The following is a 15,091-nucleotide window of genomic DNA, read 5'->3' as shown; positions in this document are numbered from 1 at the left end:
CGCGCGGACCCGGATGCGTTACGACCCGGCCACCATCGTCTATGTCGAACGCCGCACCAGCGAGGGGCTCAGCAAGGCCCGGATCCGTCGCTGCCTCAAGCGCTACATCGCCCGCCAGCTGTTCCGGGCCCTGCACGTCAACGCGAACCCCGCGGAACCCGGACACGACGTGCCGTTGGCTGCTTGACAACCATAGAAGCGTCTCGCGCATGTCGGGCGCCCTTCGGCGCGTGATCTTCCCTCGCTGCGCTCGCTCGTTCCTCGCTCGCTCCGCTCAGTCCAGATCACGCGGGGCGCCCGACGGGTCCAGCCCCGTGTCGTGCGTGAACGCATGACCTTCAGCTGATCGTGATCACTCGGCCGGGCGGTCAGGCGTCGTCCAAGCTCCTGACGAACGCTCCGAAGCCGGGGAGCGTGAACCGCACCAGGCCGTGACCGACGGGCTCGATGACCCCCTTCTCGATCAGCCGCTCCCGGGGGACGCTGATGGCGCGGGAGTCGACGCCCATGCCGGCGGCGATCGCGGCACGGGTGACGTTGCCGTCGCCGGCGGCGGCCATGGCGGCGAGGACGCGCTGCTCGAGGCGCGAGGCGGCGCCCCAGCGGGCGCGGTGCATCGCGGCGAGCTGGTCGCGGGCGACGGGCAGGCCGCGCTTGACATGGGCGAGCGTCAGCCGGGTGCCGGCGTCGGGGGCGGCGGCGTCCCAGGTGGTGGAGCCGAGGAGCTGGAGCAGGTACGGGTAGCCGCGCGACTCGGTCACGACAGCGGCGAGCGCACCGTCGGTCCAGGCGACTCCTTCGGCCTGGGCCGGGGCGACGAGCGCGGCGCGGGCGTCGTCGTCGGACAGCACGTCGAGCGAGACGAAGGTGCTGCGCTCGCCGAAGGTCGCGGCCCGGGTGAGGGCCTCGGGGGTGACAGGCAGGCCGGCCGCGACGGTGGCGAGCGGGTTCTCGGTGCGTTCGCCGTCGAGGTTCTGCAGCGTGTTGAGCAGCACCGACATCTCGTCGGCCGAGGCGGTGTGGAGCTCGTCGAGCAGCAGGAAGAGCCCGGCCCCGCCGTGCGCACGGACCGACGCCGACGCGTCGTGGAGCAGCGACTCCAGCATGCCGATCGCGGCCTGCGGGGGAGCGGTCGCTGCCTCCTTGCGGGCGACCTCGGCCTGCACCTTCGCCCCGGGCAGGCCGACCTCGACGGTCAGCCGCTCGAGCTGGCCACGCCACCGGTTGCCCGTGGGTACGGCGTCCGCGCGCTCGAGCGCCCGCGCGACGCTGTGCGCGATCGCGGAGAGGACCGGCTGCTGCCGGGAGCACGCCACCCATGCGGTGACGAACCCGGACTCGACGGCACCGCGCTGCGCGGCACGCAGCAGCGACGTCTTCCCGATGCCGCGCGGTGCGTGGAACACCATGAGCGGGCCGCCGAGCTCGCCGTACGTCGCCACTCGGGCCAGCAGGCCCTCGATCCGGCGCATCTCCACGGCCCGGCCGGCGAGGATCCGGGGGACCTGACCGGGGGTGTAGGGGTTGCTCGGCATGCCGCCTCCCGCGCGTGATACGTCTTTATACTTAGCCGAAGTATAAAGCGGTATCAGGCCATCAGGTGGAGGCGCGACGGGGTCTCAGGGGCGGGCGGCGACCGCCGCCAGCCCGTCCCCGCTCACCAGGTCCGGGTCGGGCGCCCGGCCGGACGCGAGCATCAGCAGCTCCTGGATCGGTCCGGTGATCGTGGGTCCGGAGCCGCGGGTCCAGTCGATGTCGGTGGCGACCATCCGGACGCTGCGCACCAGCTTGCCGGACCCCATGAGGAAGGCGAGGCGTCGTACGCGGTCGGCGGCGACTGCCGCCGCCTCGGGCGCCATGGTGCGCTGCTGACCGAGCGGTCGAACGATGTCCTGGTGGTGGAGGAGGGCGTCGATCAGGGGCTCGACCGAGGTGGTCGTCGGGACGTGGTGGGTGCTGGTCGAGAACTTCTCGAAGTCGCCGAGGATGCTCTCCCGGGTCTCGCGCGCGCCGAGCCGCTTCACCTCGCGGTAGATCATCGCGTTGTAGCCGCGGCCGAGGTTGCGCACGGTCATCCCGGGCATCTGGGCCCAGCCGATCTGCGGGGTGGAGATGACGTGGGCCGCGACGTCGTGGACGGTCCAGCCGGGGCAGAGCGTGTCGTGCGCCCAGTCTGCAAGGTCGAGGTCGGCCAGCGTGGCGGCGAGCGCGGCGCGCTCGGCGTGGATGTGCGCCCAGGTCGTGGCCTTGTCCATGTCGACTCCCATTGGTCAGTCTCCCTGACTGATATGGTCAGCCTGACTGACCACTTCGTCAAGACCCGTGGAGGCCGCGATGTCCGAGCCGCACCCGGCGCTGCTGATGTTCATCGGTGCGCGGTACGTCGAGCAGCGGGTCTCCGACGCCGTCGCTGCCGCCGGCTTCAGCGACATCACGCCGGCCATGGGCCGGGTCGCCGCCCGGCTGAGCGACGAGGGGATCCGGGTGACCGAGCTGGCCGAGCAGGCGCGGATCACCAAGCAGAGCGCGAGCGTGCTGGTCGACCAGCTCGAGCGAGCGGCGTACGTCGAGCGGGTACCGGACCCCGCCGATGCCCGGGCCCGGCTCGTGGTGATCGCGCCGCGCGGGCGCGACGTGCAGCGGGTCGCGCGCCGCGAGGAACGGGCGATCGCACGCGAGTGGACGCGACACCTGGGCGCCGAGCGGATGGCGGCACTCCGGGCGGCGCTGAGCGACCTGCGCGAGATCACCGACCCGTACCTGTGACGGGCAGTGATGGCGGCGACGATTTCGCCAGTCCCTGCTTCCGCGAGTAGTCTTCTCCGGTTGCCTCGGCGAGGGAGCTCCCGCTTCTGTGACTCCGTGATCGACTGGGCCGGTTCGTCTTTCATGACGCCGCGCGCCCTGCCGGTCACCGGGTGAGGGAAGCGCGGCGTTTCTCGTCTCCGAGCAGCCGCCACCACCACGCGACGATCAGGAGATCCCCATGAGCACCGAGAAGATCCAGGCCGAGGTCCGCACCGAGTTCGGCAAGGGCGCCGCCCGCCGCATCCGCCGCGACAACAAGATCCCCGCCGTCGTCTACGGCCACGGCAACGAGCCGGTCCACCTGACCCTCCCGGGCCACGACACGATGATGGCGATCAAGCACGGTGGCGCCAACGCCGTCCTCGAGCTCGAGTTCGACGGCCAGTCGCAGCTCGCCCTCACCAAGCAGGTCCAGGTCGACCCGGTCCGCCGCGTCCTCGAGCACGTCGACTTCGTCGCCGTGAAGCGTGGCGAGAAGGTCACCGTCGACGTCCCGGTGCACCTCGTCGGCGACGCCGCCAACGGCACCCTGGTCGTCACCGAGAACGCGACCGTCCAGGTCGAGGCCGAGGCCACCCACATCCCCGAGCAGTTCGAGGTCAGCATCGAGGGCGCCGAGGCCGGCACCCAGATCCACGCCGGCCAGATCGCGCTGCCGTCGGGCGTCACCCTGCTGACCGACGCCGAGACCCTCGTCGTCAACGTCACCGAGCAGGCCGCTGCTGAGCCCACCGCCGAGGAGGCCGCCGAGGCTGCCGCCGAGGCTGCTGGGGCCGGCGACAGCGAGTGATCACCAGCCGGCTCAGGTGGTTCCTGGGCCGACTGATCTCCCCGGCGCGGACGTCCGCGCCGGGGAGCACCGCCGCACCCGACGAGGAGACCTTCGTGGCTGACGCGACCAGCGCCGACGTCTGGCTCGTCGTCGGGCTCGGCAACCCCGGCCCGTCGTACGCCGGGCACCGGCACAACATCGGCTACCTGGTGGTCGACGAGCTCGCCCGCCGGATGGGCAGCGGCTTCCGCGCCCACAAGACCGGCCGCGCCGACGTCGTCGAGGGCCGGCTCGGCGCCCCCGGTGTCGCCAGCCCCCGGGTGGTGCTGGCCAAGTCCCGCTCGTACATGAACGAGTCGGGCGGCCCCGTCAAGGCGCTCGCGACCTTCTACAAGGTCCCCGCCGACCGGGTCATTGCGATCCACGACGAGCTCGACATCGACTTCGGCACGCTGCGCATCAAGGTGGGCGGCGGCGACAACGGCCACAACGGCCTCAAGTCGATGCGCTCCTCGCTGGGCACCGGCGACTTCTACCGGGTCCGGGCCGGCATCGGTCGCCCGCCGGGTCGCCAGGAGGTCGCCGACTTCGTGCTCTCCAACTACGGCACCGTGGAGCGCAAGGAGCTGCCGTTCCAGATCGACTCCGCGGCCGACGCCGTCGAGTCGCTCATCGCCGACGGCCTCGAGAAGACCCAGTCGCGGTTCAATTCCTGACGTGTCCTGCCCAGCGGCACGACTGCGCCCGGCTTCGACCGGCCCACTACGCTGACCGCGTGACTTTCGAGCCCGGAACCCCCGCTCCCGAGGTCGTCGCCGACGACCACCGCCTCGCTGCCTGGCTGGCCGAGGAGGCCGGCCGCCGTCTGCTCGAGGTGCGCACGGAGGGCCTGGAGGGCAAGGAGCTCAAGGACGCCGGCGACCGCGCCGCCCACGTGCTGCTCATGGACCTGCTGGCGACGTACCGCCCCGACGACGCGGTCCTCTCCGAGGAGGCGCTGGAGAGCGCGGCAGACAAGGACGCCCGGCTCACCGCGGCCAAGGTCTGGATCGTCGACCCGCTCGACGGCACCCGCGAGTTCTCCGAGCCGCCGCGCGACGACTGGGCCGTGCACGTCGCCCTCTGGCAGGACGGCCGGCTGATCGCCGGCGCCGTCGCGCAGCCCGCACTGGGCGAGACCTTCAACACCGGCACCCCGCCGGTCGTCCCGGCCCGCACCTCGCAGCGGCCGCGGATCGCGGTCTCGCGCACCCGCCCGCCGGCCTTCGTCGAGGCGCTGGCGAAGGAGCTCGATGCCGAGCTGGTCCCGATGGGCTCGGCCGGCGTGAAGATGATGTCGGTCGTGCGCGACGTGGCGGACGCCTACGTGCACGCGGGCGGCCAGTACGAGTGGGACTCCGCCGCGCCGGTCGCGGTCGCGCGCTCCGCGGGCCTGTTCACCTCGCGCGTCGACGGCAGCGAGCTGGTCTACAACCAGGCCGACGTCTACCTGCCCGACGTGATCGTGTGCCGCCCCGAGCTCTCCGAGCAGATCCTCGCCTTCATCAAGGCCAACGGCACCGACTGACGTCTCGGCATGGCTGACGAAGGCACCGAGGAGCGCAGGACGCGGATCGACTGGCCCGCGACCTTCGCCGGCGCGGGCGCGGCCGTCACGGTCGCCGTCCTGCTCTCCACGCTCGGCGCCGCCGGCACCCTGATCGGCGCCGCCCTCGGCAGCGTCATCGCGACGGTCAGCACCGCGCTGTACAAGCAGGGCATCGAGTCCAGCCGCCGGCGGGTGGCCGAGGTGCAGGCCGCGGCGTTGCAGCGCGACGCGGCCCGGGCGCACCGCCACGTCGAGGCCTCCGAGGTCGTCGAGCCGGAGCTCGTCGAGGCCGGGGACGACGAGGCGATCGACCCGGTCGCCGCGCTCGGCCGTCGCTGGGCCGCACTGCCGTGGAAGCGGCTCGCGATGCTCGCGGCCGTCGTCTTCGTCCTCACGCTGGTGGTGATCAGCGCCATCGAGCTGATCGCCGGCAAGAGCGTCTCGACGATCACCGGCGGCACCGACGGCAAGGACCGGACCTCGATCGGCGGGGTGCTCGGCGACGGCGGCAGCAAGGGCCAGGACAAGAAGCAGGAGCTGCCGGCCGAGGAGACGCCGACGCCGACGCCCACGCCGACCGACCCCACCAGCACCGCTGCCCCGACGGAGCCCACCACCCCGGCCACGCCGACGGAGGCCCCGACGCCGACCGAGACGGCCACCGTGACCGAGACGGTCACCCCGACCCCGGCGCCCTCCGCGACACCCAGTCCGTCGGCGACGACGACCCCCTGACGCCGAAACCGGTTGCCCGGGCGCCGGTTCCCCGGCAAGGGTGGGCGCGTGACGTCGTACATCTCGCACACCACCGTCGACTGCGCCAACGCCTACGAGCTCTCGGAGTGGTGGAAGCCGGTCCTCGGCTACACCGACCTCCCCGGCGACCCCAACCTGCCGGGGCACGAGGAGTGCATGATCATCGACCCCGACACCGGCCACCAGGTGCTGTTCATCGAGGTCCCCGACCGCAAGGTCGGCAAGAACCGGGTGCACTTCGACCTGCGCCCGCGCACGGGAACCCGCGACGAGGAGATCGAGCGCCTGCTGGCGTACGGCGCCGTGCAGGTCGCCGACCACCGCGGCATCCACGGCCCCGGCAGCGGCTGGGTCACCTTCGCCGACCCGGAGGGCAACGAGTTCTGCGTGGTCCGCTCGCAGGGCGAGCTCGACAGTTCCGCGTGATCAGAACACGTTGAGCGGCCGGAACTGCACGGAGATCCGTGGTCCGGCCGAGGCGACCTTGGGCACGGCGTGCTCCCAGGTCCGCTGGCAGGAGCCGCCCATGACCACCAGGTCGCCGTGGCCCATCTCGACCGCGAACGCCTCGTCGCGGCGCTCGGGGTCACGCGGGCGCAGGTGCAGCCGGCGCGGGTCGCCGACCGAGACGATCGCGACCATGGTGTCGTCGGTGGAGCCGCGCCCGATGGTGTCGCCGTGCCACGCGACGCTGTCGCGCCCGTCGCGGTAGTAGCAGCAGCCGGCGGTGCGGAACGGCTCGCCCAGCTCGGCGGCGTACCGCTGTGTCAGCCGCTCCCGGGCGGCGGTGAGCGCCGGGTGGGGGAGCTCGTCGCCGATCATGTAGGTGAAGACGAGTCGGGGTACGTCGACCACCCGGTCGTACATCGCCCGCCGCTCCGCGCGCCACGGCACGTCGCGGACCAGGGTTGCGAAGACCTCGTCGGCGTCGGGCAACCAGTCGCGCGCGACGTCGACCCAGGCGCCCGCGCTGAGCACGCGGCGCTCGGTGGTGACCTCGCTCGCCGCGGCGTCGAACAGACTGGTCTGGAAGTCCACCGTCATGGACCGAGGATACCCCCGGATCGAACAGGTGTTCGCATGGCGCGCTCGGCAAAATTCCGTGCGTTCCGGGGACGGCGCGCCACGGAGATCCCTAGTCTCAGGCGCGCAGCGCGCCAGCACCAAGGGGGGTCGATGAGCCGCTCGCTCAAGCACGTGACCATCCGTGAGTACGTCCGGGGCCTGGTCGCCGGCAGCGCACCCGGCACCGCCGCGCCCTCCGAGCGGGACCTGGTCGACCGCTTCGGGGTCGCCCGGATGACGGTGCGCCAGGCGCTGGACGCGCTGGTCGGCGAAGGAGTGCTGGAACGGGTGCCCGGTCGGGGCACGTTCGTCGCCGCGCCCCGTCGTACGGCGACCGGTGTCATCGGCTTCACCGAGGAGATGGCCCGCCGTGGCATGGTCGCCGAGGCACGCACCCTGGTCGCCGAGCGGGTCGCCGCCGGCGACGGGCTCGCGACCGCGCTGCAGGTCGCCCCGGGCTCGCCCCTGGTGCGCTGGCGGCGGCTGAGGATGGCCGACGGCCGGCCGGTCTGCCTGTCGGAGACCTACCTCGTCGAGCGGCGGGTCCCGGGCCTGGTCGATGCCCTGCCCAGCAGCCTGTACGACGACCTCGGCGACCGCGGCCTGCGCCCCACCTGGTCCGAGGACGTGCTCGCCGCGTGCGCGGCCGGCTCGGAGGAGGCTGCGCTGCTCGAGGTGCGGAGCGGAGCGCCGGTGCTGCGGCTCGACCGCCGGGCGTGTGCGGAGGAGGTCGTGGTCGAGGTCTCGCGCACGGTCTACCGCGGCGACCACCACGCGGTCAGCCTGCTGCTGCGCGGCTGAGCCCGCCGATCAGGAGAGTCCGCCGAGCGGCGCGACCTCGATCCCGGACTCCTCGCAGACCCAGGTCGGGGCGGGGCCGCCGAGGTCGGGCTCGATGTGCAGCGCGTGCACCGGCGCGTCGTCGCAGGCGGTGCACCGCGGCCACAGACCCTCGCGCGCCTGCCGGCCGAACCGGTCGGCGAGCCCGTCCTGCACGTCCTGGGCCACCAGACCGGCGATGAACGGCGCGCCCTCGGGCCACTGCTGCAGCCACCACCGGCGCTCGGAGCAGGCGTCCTCGAGCAGGGTCACGGAGTCCGGCGTACCGAGGGCGCGGGCCTGCAGGTCGGCCAGCACCTGCGCTCGGGCCCGGAAGATCACGCTGTCGTCCACAGGTCCATTGTGCGCGGGTTTGGTGACGGGGCGGTCCGGGGCATTGCAGCCGGCACCGCTCCCGACCCGCGGGAGCCACCGAGAGGGGACCGCCATGACCCTGTCCGCCGTGTGGGGCGACCTGGACCGGCTCGACGACGAGATGGCCGAGCTCGCGGGGCAGGTCGCCCAGCTGACGTCGTACGCCGGGCGCTGGGTCTGCCAGCGGGCCGGCTTCGCGCCCAGCCCGCTGTGCCTGCTGCGTCCGCTGGCCGAGCTGATGGACCTGCTGGCCGAGGGCTTCGGCGACCTGCGCGTCCTCGCGCTCGACGACTGGGGCGACCTGCGGCACGGCGTCGCGTTGACCCGCCTGGACCTGCGGGCGGTCGACGACGGCGTGGCCGGCCTGGTGCCGGTGGTGGCGGGATGACCGCCGAGCCACTGGTGCTGCCGGAGCCCGCCCTCGGACCCGAGCGGCTGCGTCACGACGCGGAGTTCCGGGCGTTGGACCGCACCTTCGACCGCATCCGCGACACGGTCAACACGGGCATCGACGTCCTCAACGACCTCGGCTGCGGGCTGCGCCGACTGCCCGAGGAGAGCCTGCAGGAGCTGGTCGTGCTGCCGCTGACCGGCGACTACCGCCGGATCAGGCAGAACGCCACCGCGATCGGGTACGTCGACGCCGCGCTGACCCGCTACGCCGCCTCCACCGCCCGGCTGGCGCTCGCGGTCGGCCCGTGCTGGGAGGGCGAGGCCGCGGCGTCGTACCTGCACCGCCTGGGGCGGCACGCTGCGGCCGCACGCGGCGCCGGCGAGCTGCTGACTGTCGCGGTCCCGGTGTTCGAGGAGGTCGCCCGGTTCGCCGAGCGGCTGGCCGTCGAGGTCGAGGAGCTCGTCGTGGAGCTGGTCGAGAAGGGCACCCGGCTGATGACCCGGCTGCTCGCCCGGGTCGCGGGGCCGACCGGCTGGGCGGTCTTCGGGGCGGAGGTGGCGTTGCACGGACTGGACGCCGTCACCGACCTCGTCGAGGACGCCCGCCGGCTGGTGGCCATCGTCGACCGGCTCCTCACGATGAAGGAGGAGGTGATCGACCGGGTCGACGAGCAGCGCGACCGGCTGGCTGAGCTCAGGCGGGTCGCCGACGTCGCCCGGGAAGCGCTAGGCAGGTAGCCGGGCGAGCTCGCGCGCGACGTTGGCCCGCGCGGTCTGCTCCCACTCGCTGCGCCCGTGGGCGGTCCGGAACAGGGCAGGGGTGTCGGTCAGTGCCCGCAGCACCTCGGCCCGGCCGGCGGCGAACACGTCGTCGTCGAGGTGGGCGTACTCCGAGCGGACCGCGGCGACGTACTCGTCGTAGCGCTCCTGCGCCGCGGCGAGGATGGACAGGTCGGCGTCCGAGAGCGCGCACCCGTTGGCGTCGTCGGGCTCCGGGCGGTGGTGCTCGGTGAGGCGCACCAGCCGGGCCACCTCGGCGACGGTCGCCTCGTCGGCGTGGGCAGGCAGCGTGTCCTCGGCCCAGGCAGCCGAGCGCTCCTCGGCGTCCCGCTCGCCGTCGTACACCGCGTCGTGGAACCACGCAGCGAGCAGCACCGGCGTGCGGTCGTACGCCACCCCGGCGGCAGCGAGCTCGTCGAGCCGCTGCAGCACCTCGGCGAGGTGGCGGGTGCCGTGGTGCCCGCGGCTCGGGTCGCCGTAGGCCGCCAGCAGCTCGTCGCGCAGGGCGTCGGCACCGGTCAACGGCCAGGGCAGGTCGGTCACCTTGGGATGGTCGTCCTCCATCCCGGTATTCAAACCGACTGCCCCGGCCGCTGTCACCGCTGGGGTCCCTCAGTCGCCCTTCACGTTCACGATCTGGCGCAGCACGTGCCGGACCTCGACGAGGTCGGCCGCGTCGGCCATCACCCGGTCGATGTCCTTGTAGGCCGCCGGGATCTCGTCGATGAACGCGTCGGTGTCGCGGTAATCGATGCCCGCCATCGCCTCCCGCAGCTGCTCACGGGTGAAGGTCCGGCGGGCCTTCGACCGGGAGTACTCCCGGCCCGCGCCGTGCGGCGCCGAGTTGAGCGCGACCGGGTTGCCGCGTCCGCTGACGACGTACGACGCCGTCCCCATCGATCCCGGGATCAGGCCGGGCCGGCCCTGCTCCGCGTTGATCGCGCCCTTCCGCGACAGCCACACGTCCTTGCCGAAGTGGCGCTCCTGCTCGGTGTAGTTGTGGTGGCAGTTGATCTCCTCGACGCGCTCGAGCTCGTCGGCCGACCCGAGGCCGACCCACTCGGCGAACTGCCGGACGACCCGGTCCATCATCTCCTCGCGGTTGAGCAGGGCGTAGCGCTGCGCCCACCGCATCTCGCGGATGTAGGCCCAGAACTCGTCGGTCCCCTCGGCGAGGTACGCGAGGTCCTTGTCGGGGAGCTCGATCCACCACTTCGCGCAGAGGTCGCGGGCGACCTTGATGTGCTTCTGCGCGATCTTGTTGCCGACGCCCCGCGACCCCGAGTGCAGGAACAGCCAGACCCGCTGCTCCTCGTCGACGGTCACCTCGATGAAGTGGTTGCCGGACCCGAGCGTGCCCAGCTGCAGGTCCCACTGCTTGACGTACCGGCCGGGCTCGAAGCCCGCCTGCTCGGCCAGCGTCGTGAGCTCGGCGAGCCGCCGCTCGGTGTGCTCCCTGCTGATCGTGCGGTTGGCGGCGCCGGCCGAGAGCGGGACCGCCCGCTCGATGGCCTCCCGCAGCGGTCGCCGCTCGGCGGGCAGCTGGTCGGTGGTGAACCGGGTGCGCACGGCGATCATGCCGCAGCCGATGTCGACGCCGACCGCGGCCGGGATGATCGCGCCGAGGGTCGGGATGACCGAACCCACCGTCGCACCCAGGCCCAGGTGGGCGTCCGGCATCAGCGCGAGGTGGGGGTGGATGAACGGCATGGTCGCCGTCGTCACCGCCTGGTCGCGCGTGCCCTGCTCGAGGATCGAAGCCCAGCTGAGGAGCTTCGGGGTGATCTTGTCCATCGTGGTGTCCTGCGTCGTGGCCCTTCTCGTGTCCCGGGTCCGCCGGGTGCGGACCGGCGCACGAGGCTAGGTGCCCGGAAATGCGTTGCGCACGTCATTTTGTCCAGCGGTAGCCGCATCCAGACGCTGTCCGGGCCGCCCAGCTCGTCGGCGGTGCGATGGGTCTCGACGAACCCGTGGTGCTCGTAGAACGCGCGGGCCCGCTCGTTGCCGGCCATGTGCGCCAGCCGGATCTCGCTCGCGTCACGGCCGGGTCCCGCCACGACCGCGGCAAGCAGTGCCGTCCCGGCGCCCGTGCCCTGCGCCACGGGCACGACGTACAGCTTCCAGATGTCGACGACGTCGCCGTCGACCGAGTACGTCGCCACGCCGCTCACCTGCCCGTCCGACTCGGACACGAGCACCAGACCGGCGGCGATCGCCTGCGCGGTCCCCTCGGGCGACCACCAGTCGGCCAGGCCGCGGTGCCCGCCTCAGCGCTCAGCCTGCTCGCGCAGCCAGGCGGCGAGCACCTCGTTGATCCGCAGGCCCAGGTCGACCTGGGCGGCGAAGGGTTCGTCGGCGTCCATCCGCTCGTGCAGGTCGAGCAGCGCCGCCGTCTCGGCCTCGACGTGCTCGAGGTCGCGGGCGAAGACCTGCCTGCGGTCGGCAGGGGCGAGGAGCTGGTTGAGGAACAGCCGCACGGCGCTCTCGTTGCGCTGCGACCGGTCGGGCTCGTCGTCGACGAGCCAGCGGCGCAGCTCGCTCCGGCCGTCGTCGGTGAGGGCGTAGGTCTTGCTGCCGCGAGGGCCGCGGTCGACGACCTCGACCAGTCCGCCCGCCTCGAGGCGGGCCAGCTCGGGGTAGATCTGGCTGTGCCGCGCGTGCCAGGCCGAGCGCAGCGAGACGTCGAACATGCCCGAGAGCTCGTAGCCCGTCGAGGGCTTGCGGGCCAGCAGGCCGAGGATCGCGTGGCGCAACGACATGACCTGAGCCTACTGGTGCCGTCAGTTTTGACATGTCTAAATTGACATGTCATTTTCGACATGTGAATGCACCTGATCTCGCCCCGCGCCGGCGGGCCCTGCTCTGGGCCGCCGTGGTCGCCGGGCTCCTGCTCGCCATGCTCGACCAGACCATCGTCGGCACCGCCCTGCCGCGGATCGTGAGCGACCTCGGCGGTCCGTCCTGGTATGTCTGGGCCTTCACCTGCTACCTCGTTCCGGCGACCGTGCTGCTGCCCGTGGCGACCCGACTCTCGGACCGGACCGGTCGCCGCGACATGCTGCTGATCGGCATGGGCCTGTTCGTGGCAGGCTCGGCGATCTGCGCCGGCGCCGGCTCGATGCCCGTCCTGGTGGCGGGCCGTGCCACCCAGGGGGCCGGGGGTGCGGCCCTTGAGGCGCTGAGCTTCCTGGTCGTCAACGAGCTCGCCCGTGACAGCAGGAGGGGAGCGGGGCAGGCCGCGATCTCCGCGGTCATGGCGCTCAGCTTCGTCGCGGGTCCGCTGATCGGCGGACTGCTGACGGACCACGTCGGCTGGCGATGGGCGTTCCTGGTCAACGTCCCCGTCGGCCTGGTCGCCATGGTGCTGCTCGTCCGCTCGCTGCCGGCGTCCTTCGGGCGCACCGAGTCCCGTCGGGTCGATGTCGACCTCGCCGGCATCGGCTGCCTCGTCGTCGGCATCGGCGCGCTCCTGGTCGCCCTCAACCGGCACCAGCAGCTCGGCGACTGGCTGCTGCCGTCCACCGGTGGCGCGCTCCTGTGCGGTGTCCTGGTCATCGTCGTGTTCCTCCGGGTCGAGGCCACCGCTGCGGCGCCGATCGTGCCGCTCAGGCTGCTCGCCGACGCGGCGTCGCGCCGGCTGCTGGTCGCGGGCGCCTTCGCGACCACCGGCCTGTACGCGTGCGTCCTCCTCGTCCCGCGCTGGTACCAGCACGACGGCGGGGTCGATGCGACCGGGGCTGGCGTCCGTGTCTACCCGCTCCTCGTCGCGCTGCTCGTGGGCGTCAACGTCGGAGCGGTGCTCGTCAGCAGCGGAGCGCTGCGTATGCCGTTGCTTGCCGCCAGCGCGGTGACGGGGGTCGGCGCGCTCGCCTTCCTCGCCCTCGGTACGTCGTCCTCGGGCCTGGTGCCGCTCGTGGCCATGGCCGTGCTGGGGCTCGGCATGGGGCCGCAGCTGTCGGGCCTGCAGATCGCGCTGTCGCGGACCGTCGCGCCCCGGGACCTCGCTGCGGCGATGGGGACGCTGCTGCTCGGGCGACAGGTCGTCGGAGCGGTCGCGCTGGCCGCGGCCGATGCGCTGTACCGCAGCCGTTCGGCGACCGACGGTTCCGCGTCCGGGACCGGCTGGGCGATCGCCTGGGTCGCGGGTGCGGGTGCCCTGGCCGCCGCGATTGCCCTGGCGGGGGTGCGTCGCCGCCTGCCGGTGGCGCCCGAGCCCGTCGCGGCCTGAGAAGCGGGACGGCCCGAGAGACGCGTCGCGTCTCCCGGGCCGTCCGTGTCGTGCGTCAGCCGACCACCGGCACGTTGGCGAGCGCCTCCGCGAGATCGGCGTCCGACAGCGGGTCGTCCTCGAGCTTGCCGCTGAGGAAGCTCTCGTAGGCGCCGAGCTCGAGCAGACCATGGCCGGACAGGCCGACCACGATCACCGGCGAGGTGCCGGCCTCGGTCGCGGCGAGCGCCTCACGGCGTACCTGCGCCAGGGCGTGCGACGACTCGGGCGCCGGGACGATGCCCTGGGTGCGGGCGAACTCGACGGCGGCCTCGAAGCACTCGCTCTGGTGCAGTGCGGCCGCGTCGATCAGGCCCTCGTTGACGGCGTGCGAGACCAGCGGCGCCATGCCGTGGTAGCGCAGGCCGCCGGCGTGGATCGGCGACGGGACGAAGTCGTGGCCGAGCGTGTGCATCTTCATCAGCGGCGTGAGGCCGGCGGTGTCGCCGAAGTCGTAGCGGTACTCGCCACGGGTCAGCGTCGGGCACGAGCTCGGCTCGACCGCGAGGATCCGCGGCGCCTGGTTGCCGGCCAGCTTCTCGCGCAGGAACGGGAACGCGAGGCCGGCGAAGTTCGAGCCGCCGCCGGCGCAGCCGACGACCAGGTCGGCCCCGGTCTCGCCGGCCTTGGCCAGCTGGAGCAGCGCCTCCTCGCCGATGACCGTCTGGTGGAGCAGCACGTGGTTGAGCACCGAGCCCAGCGCGTACTTGGCCTCCGGGTCCTGCGCCGCGACCTCGACCGCCTCGGAGATCGCGATGCCGAGCGAGCCCGGGTGCTCGTCGGGGAACGCCTTGCCCGACTCGGTCAGCCTGCTCGGCGAGCGGTGCACCGTGCCGCCGAACACCTCGATCAGGGTGCGGCGCTGCGGCTTGGTGTCGTACGACGCCCCGACCTGCCACACCTCGCAGCTCACGCCGAACAGTGCGCTGGCGTACGACAGCGCCGTGCCCCACTGGCCGGCGCCGGTCTCCGTCGTCAGGCGGGTGATGCCGTTGATCTTGTTGTAGTAGACCTGCGGCACGGCCGTGTTGACCTTGTGCGAGCCGGCCGGCGAGACGCCCTCGTACTTGTAGTAGATCCGGGCGCTGGTACCGAGCTTCTCCTCCCAGCGGCGGGCGCGGTACAGCGGGCTCGGCCGGTACTGCCGGTAGACGTCGAGGACCGGCTCCGGGATGTCGACGTACCGCTCGGCGGTGACCTCCTGCGCGATCAGCTCCGGCGGGAACAGCGGCGCCAGGTCGTCCGGTCCGACCGGCTCGTGGGTCCCCGGGTGCAGCGGCGGCGGGGGAGGCGTCGGCAGGTCGGCGACGATGTTGTACCAGCGGGTCGGCTGCTCTTCCGGCGCGAGGGTGTACATCACCTGGTCGTCGCTCATGGGGCATCCTCTCGGGTCGGGTCCTCGGACCTCGGATCCTAGGCCTGCCCCGTGCGGCTGCTCCGGCCGTCCGCACCGCAGTAACACGCCGTC

The 15,091-nt window shown here is 72.8% G+C and carries 19 protein-coding genes and 1 pseudogene; 11 read left to right on the top strand and 9 right to left on the bottom strand.

Features of this window, described 5'->3' with window-relative positions; all coding sequences use genetic code 11:
* A pseudogene (locus tag ACZYRU_RS25160) lies at positions 1-187 on the top strand (hypothetical protein); the annotation flags it as partial.
* Between the two features lie 181 nt (positions 188-368).
* Here ACZYRU_RS25160 and ACZYRU_RS25155 read toward each other — a convergent pair.
* Complete coding sequence (locus ACZYRU_RS25155) at positions 369-1,535, bottom strand: ATP-binding protein (protein ID WP_488959848.1); 1,167 nt, start codon at positions 1,533-1,535, stop codon at positions 369-371.
* Positions 1,536-1,619: 84 nt separating this feature from the next.
* Positions 1,620-2,255, bottom strand: coding sequence for a maleylpyruvate isomerase family mycothiol-dependent enzyme (locus ACZYRU_RS25150; protein ID WP_488959847.1), 636 nt, complete (start codon positions 2,253-2,255; stop codon positions 1,620-1,622).
* Positions 2,256-2,334: 79 nt separating this feature from the next.
* Between ACZYRU_RS25150 and ACZYRU_RS25145 the strand changes: the two genes are divergently transcribed.
* The 6 genes from ACZYRU_RS25145 to ACZYRU_RS25120 all read left to right on the top strand — a co-directional run bounded on the left by ACZYRU_RS25145 (position 2,335) and on the right by ACZYRU_RS25120 (position 6,350).
* Positions 2,335-2,766, top strand: a complete 432-nt coding sequence (locus ACZYRU_RS25145) for a MarR family winged helix-turn-helix transcriptional regulator (RefSeq protein WP_488959846.1) — start codon at positions 2,335-2,337, stop codon at positions 2,764-2,766.
* Between the two features lie 220 nt (positions 2,767-2,986).
* Positions 2,987-3,598, top strand: a complete 612-nt coding sequence (locus tag ACZYRU_RS25140; RefSeq protein ID WP_488959845.1) for a 50S ribosomal protein L25/general stress protein Ctc — start codon at positions 2,987-2,989, stop codon at positions 3,596-3,598.
* Positions 3,599-3,693: 95 nt separating this feature from the next.
* Positions 3,694-4,296 (top strand): aminoacyl-tRNA hydrolase, encoded by a 603-nt coding sequence (gene pth, locus ACZYRU_RS25135; protein WP_488959844.1) that lies wholly within the window; start codon positions 3,694-3,696, stop codon positions 4,294-4,296.
* 59 nt (positions 4,297-4,355) lie between these two features.
* On the top strand, positions 4,356-5,147 hold the full coding sequence (locus ACZYRU_RS25130) for a 3'(2'),5'-bisphosphate nucleotidase CysQ (protein WP_488959843.1): 792 nt from the start codon (positions 4,356-4,358) through the stop codon (positions 5,145-5,147).
* 9 nt (positions 5,148-5,156) lie between these two features.
* Positions 5,157-5,903, top strand: a complete 747-nt coding sequence (locus tag ACZYRU_RS25125) for a hypothetical protein (protein WP_488959842.1) — start codon at positions 5,157-5,159, stop codon at positions 5,901-5,903.
* Positions 5,904-5,951: 48 nt separating this feature from the next.
* Complete coding sequence (locus ACZYRU_RS25120; protein WP_488959841.1) at positions 5,952-6,350, top strand: VOC family protein; 399 nt, start codon at positions 5,952-5,954, stop codon at positions 6,348-6,350.
* Here the strand turns inward: ACZYRU_RS25120 and ACZYRU_RS25115 are convergent, their stop codons facing one another.
* On the bottom strand, positions 6,351-6,968 hold the full coding sequence (locus ACZYRU_RS25115; RefSeq protein ID WP_488959840.1) for an alpha-ketoglutarate-dependent dioxygenase AlkB: 618 nt from the start codon (positions 6,966-6,968) through the stop codon (positions 6,351-6,353).
* 132 nt (positions 6,969-7,100) lie between these two features.
* Between ACZYRU_RS25115 and ACZYRU_RS25110 the strand changes: the two genes are divergently transcribed.
* Positions 7,101-7,790: a GntR family transcriptional regulator gene (locus tag ACZYRU_RS25110; RefSeq protein ID WP_488959839.1), complete on the top strand. Its 690-nt coding sequence runs from the start codon at positions 7,101-7,103 to the stop codon at positions 7,788-7,790.
* A gap of 9 nt (positions 7,791-7,799) precedes the next feature.
* Here ACZYRU_RS25110 and ACZYRU_RS25105 read toward each other — a convergent pair whose 3' ends face one another.
* A complete protein-coding gene (locus ACZYRU_RS25105) occupies positions 7,800-8,162 on the bottom strand; it encodes a DUF8819 family protein (protein ID WP_488959838.1) in 363 nt (120 codons plus the stop codon).
* A 94-nt stretch (positions 8,163-8,256) separates the two neighbouring features.
* Between ACZYRU_RS25105 and ACZYRU_RS25100 the strand changes: the two genes are divergently transcribed.
* Positions 8,257-8,571: a hypothetical protein gene (locus ACZYRU_RS25100; RefSeq protein WP_488959837.1), complete on the top strand. Its 315-nt coding sequence runs from the start codon at positions 8,257-8,259 to the stop codon at positions 8,569-8,571.
* Positions 8,568-9,314: a hypothetical protein gene (locus ACZYRU_RS25095; protein WP_488959836.1), complete on the top strand. Its 747-nt coding sequence runs from the start codon at positions 8,568-8,570 to the stop codon at positions 9,312-9,314. Before ACZYRU_RS25100 ends, ACZYRU_RS25095 begins: the two co-directional genes overlap by 4 nt.
* On the opposite strand, the gene ACZYRU_RS25090 is transcribed toward ACZYRU_RS25095, so the two are convergent.
* The 4 genes from ACZYRU_RS25090 to ACZYRU_RS25075 all read right to left on the bottom strand — a co-directional run bounded on the left by ACZYRU_RS25090 (position 9,303) and on the right by ACZYRU_RS25075 (position 12,115).
* Positions 9,303-9,920, bottom strand: coding sequence for an HD domain-containing protein (locus tag ACZYRU_RS25090; RefSeq protein WP_488959835.1), 618 nt, complete (start codon positions 9,918-9,920; stop codon positions 9,303-9,305). The genes ACZYRU_RS25095 and ACZYRU_RS25090 overlap by 12 nt on opposite strands.
* 48 nt (positions 9,921-9,968) lie before the next feature.
* Positions 9,969-11,150, bottom strand: coding sequence for an RtcB family protein (locus tag ACZYRU_RS25085; RefSeq protein WP_488959834.1), 1,182 nt, complete (start codon positions 11,148-11,150; stop codon positions 9,969-9,971).
* Complete coding sequence (locus ACZYRU_RS25080) at positions 11,078-11,554, bottom strand: GNAT family N-acetyltransferase (protein ID WP_488959833.1); 477 nt, start codon at positions 11,552-11,554, stop codon at positions 11,078-11,080. The genes ACZYRU_RS25085 and ACZYRU_RS25080 overlap by 73 nt, the downstream gene beginning before the upstream one ends.
* A 69-nt stretch (positions 11,555-11,623) precedes the next feature.
* Positions 11,624-12,115, bottom strand: coding sequence for a PadR family transcriptional regulator (locus ACZYRU_RS25075; RefSeq protein ID WP_488959832.1), 492 nt, complete (start codon positions 12,113-12,115; stop codon positions 11,624-11,626).
* 62 nt (positions 12,116-12,177) lie between these two features.
* Here ACZYRU_RS25075 and ACZYRU_RS25070 point away from each other — a divergent pair, with 62 nt between their 5' ends.
* Positions 12,178-13,584 (top strand): MFS transporter, encoded by a 1,407-nt coding sequence (locus ACZYRU_RS25070; RefSeq protein ID WP_488959831.1) that lies wholly within the window; start codon positions 12,178-12,180, stop codon positions 13,582-13,584.
* A gap of 55 nt (positions 13,585-13,639) precedes the next feature.
* On the opposite strand, the gene ACZYRU_RS25065 is transcribed toward ACZYRU_RS25070, so the two are convergent.
* Positions 13,640-14,998, bottom strand: a complete 1,359-nt coding sequence (locus ACZYRU_RS25065) for a TrpB-like pyridoxal phosphate-dependent enzyme (RefSeq protein ID WP_488959830.1) — start codon at positions 14,996-14,998, stop codon at positions 13,640-13,642.
* Positions 14,999-15,091: the final 93 nt, after the last annotated feature.

Source organism: Nocardioides sp. F233, assembly GCF_057813895.1.
The sequence above is the reverse complement of the archived record's forward strand: the minus strand, read 5'-3'. Positions and strand labels throughout refer to the sequence as shown.

What these genes read in the sequence shown, in the direction of transcription:
- ACZYRU_RS25150 (WP_488959847.1), bottom strand. Translation starts at nt 2,255, where the DNA reads ATGGACAAGGCCACGACCTGGGCGCACATCCACGCCGAGCGCGCCGCG.
- ACZYRU_RS25145 (WP_488959846.1), top strand. Translation starts at nt 2,335, where the DNA reads ATGTCCGAGCCGCACCCGGCGCTGCTGATGTTCATCGGTGCGCGGTAC.
- ACZYRU_RS25115 (WP_488959840.1), bottom strand. Translation starts at nt 6,968, where the DNA reads ATGACGGTGGACTTCCAGACCAGTCTGTTCGACGCCGCGGCGAGCGAG.
- ACZYRU_RS25125 (WP_488959842.1), top strand. Translation starts at nt 5,157, where the DNA reads ATGGCTGACGAAGGCACCGAGGAGCGCAGGACGCGGATCGACTGGCCC.
- ACZYRU_RS25140 (WP_488959845.1), top strand. Translation starts at nt 2,987, where the DNA reads ATGAGCACCGAGAAGATCCAGGCCGAGGTCCGCACCGAGTTCGGCAAG.
- ACZYRU_RS25065 (WP_488959830.1), bottom strand. Translation starts at nt 14,998, where the DNA reads ATGAGCGACGACCAGGTGATGTACACCCTCGCGCCGGAAGAGCAGCCG.
- ACZYRU_RS25075 (WP_488959832.1), bottom strand. Translation starts at nt 12,115, where the DNA reads ATGTCGTTGCGCCACGCGATCCTCGGCCTGCTGGCCCGCAAGCCCTCG.
- ACZYRU_RS25100 (WP_488959837.1), top strand. Translation starts at nt 8,257, where the DNA reads ATGACCCTGTCCGCCGTGTGGGGCGACCTGGACCGGCTCGACGACGAG.
- ACZYRU_RS25090 (WP_488959835.1), bottom strand. Translation starts at nt 9,920, where the DNA reads ATGGAGGACGACCATCCCAAGGTGACCGACCTGCCCTGGCCGTTGACC.
- ACZYRU_RS25155 (WP_488959848.1), bottom strand. Translation starts at nt 1,535, where the DNA reads ATGCCGAGCAACCCCTACACCCCCGGTCAGGTCCCCCGGATCCTCGCC.
- ACZYRU_RS25095 (WP_488959836.1), top strand. Translation starts at nt 8,568, where the DNA reads ATGACCGCCGAGCCACTGGTGCTGCCGGAGCCCGCCCTCGGACCCGAG.
- ACZYRU_RS25085 (WP_488959834.1), bottom strand. Translation starts at nt 11,150, where the DNA reads ATGGACAAGATCACCCCGAAGCTCCTCAGCTGGGCTTCGATCCTCGAG.
- ACZYRU_RS25110 (WP_488959839.1), top strand. Translation starts at nt 7,101, where the DNA reads ATGAGCCGCTCGCTCAAGCACGTGACCATCCGTGAGTACGTCCGGGGC.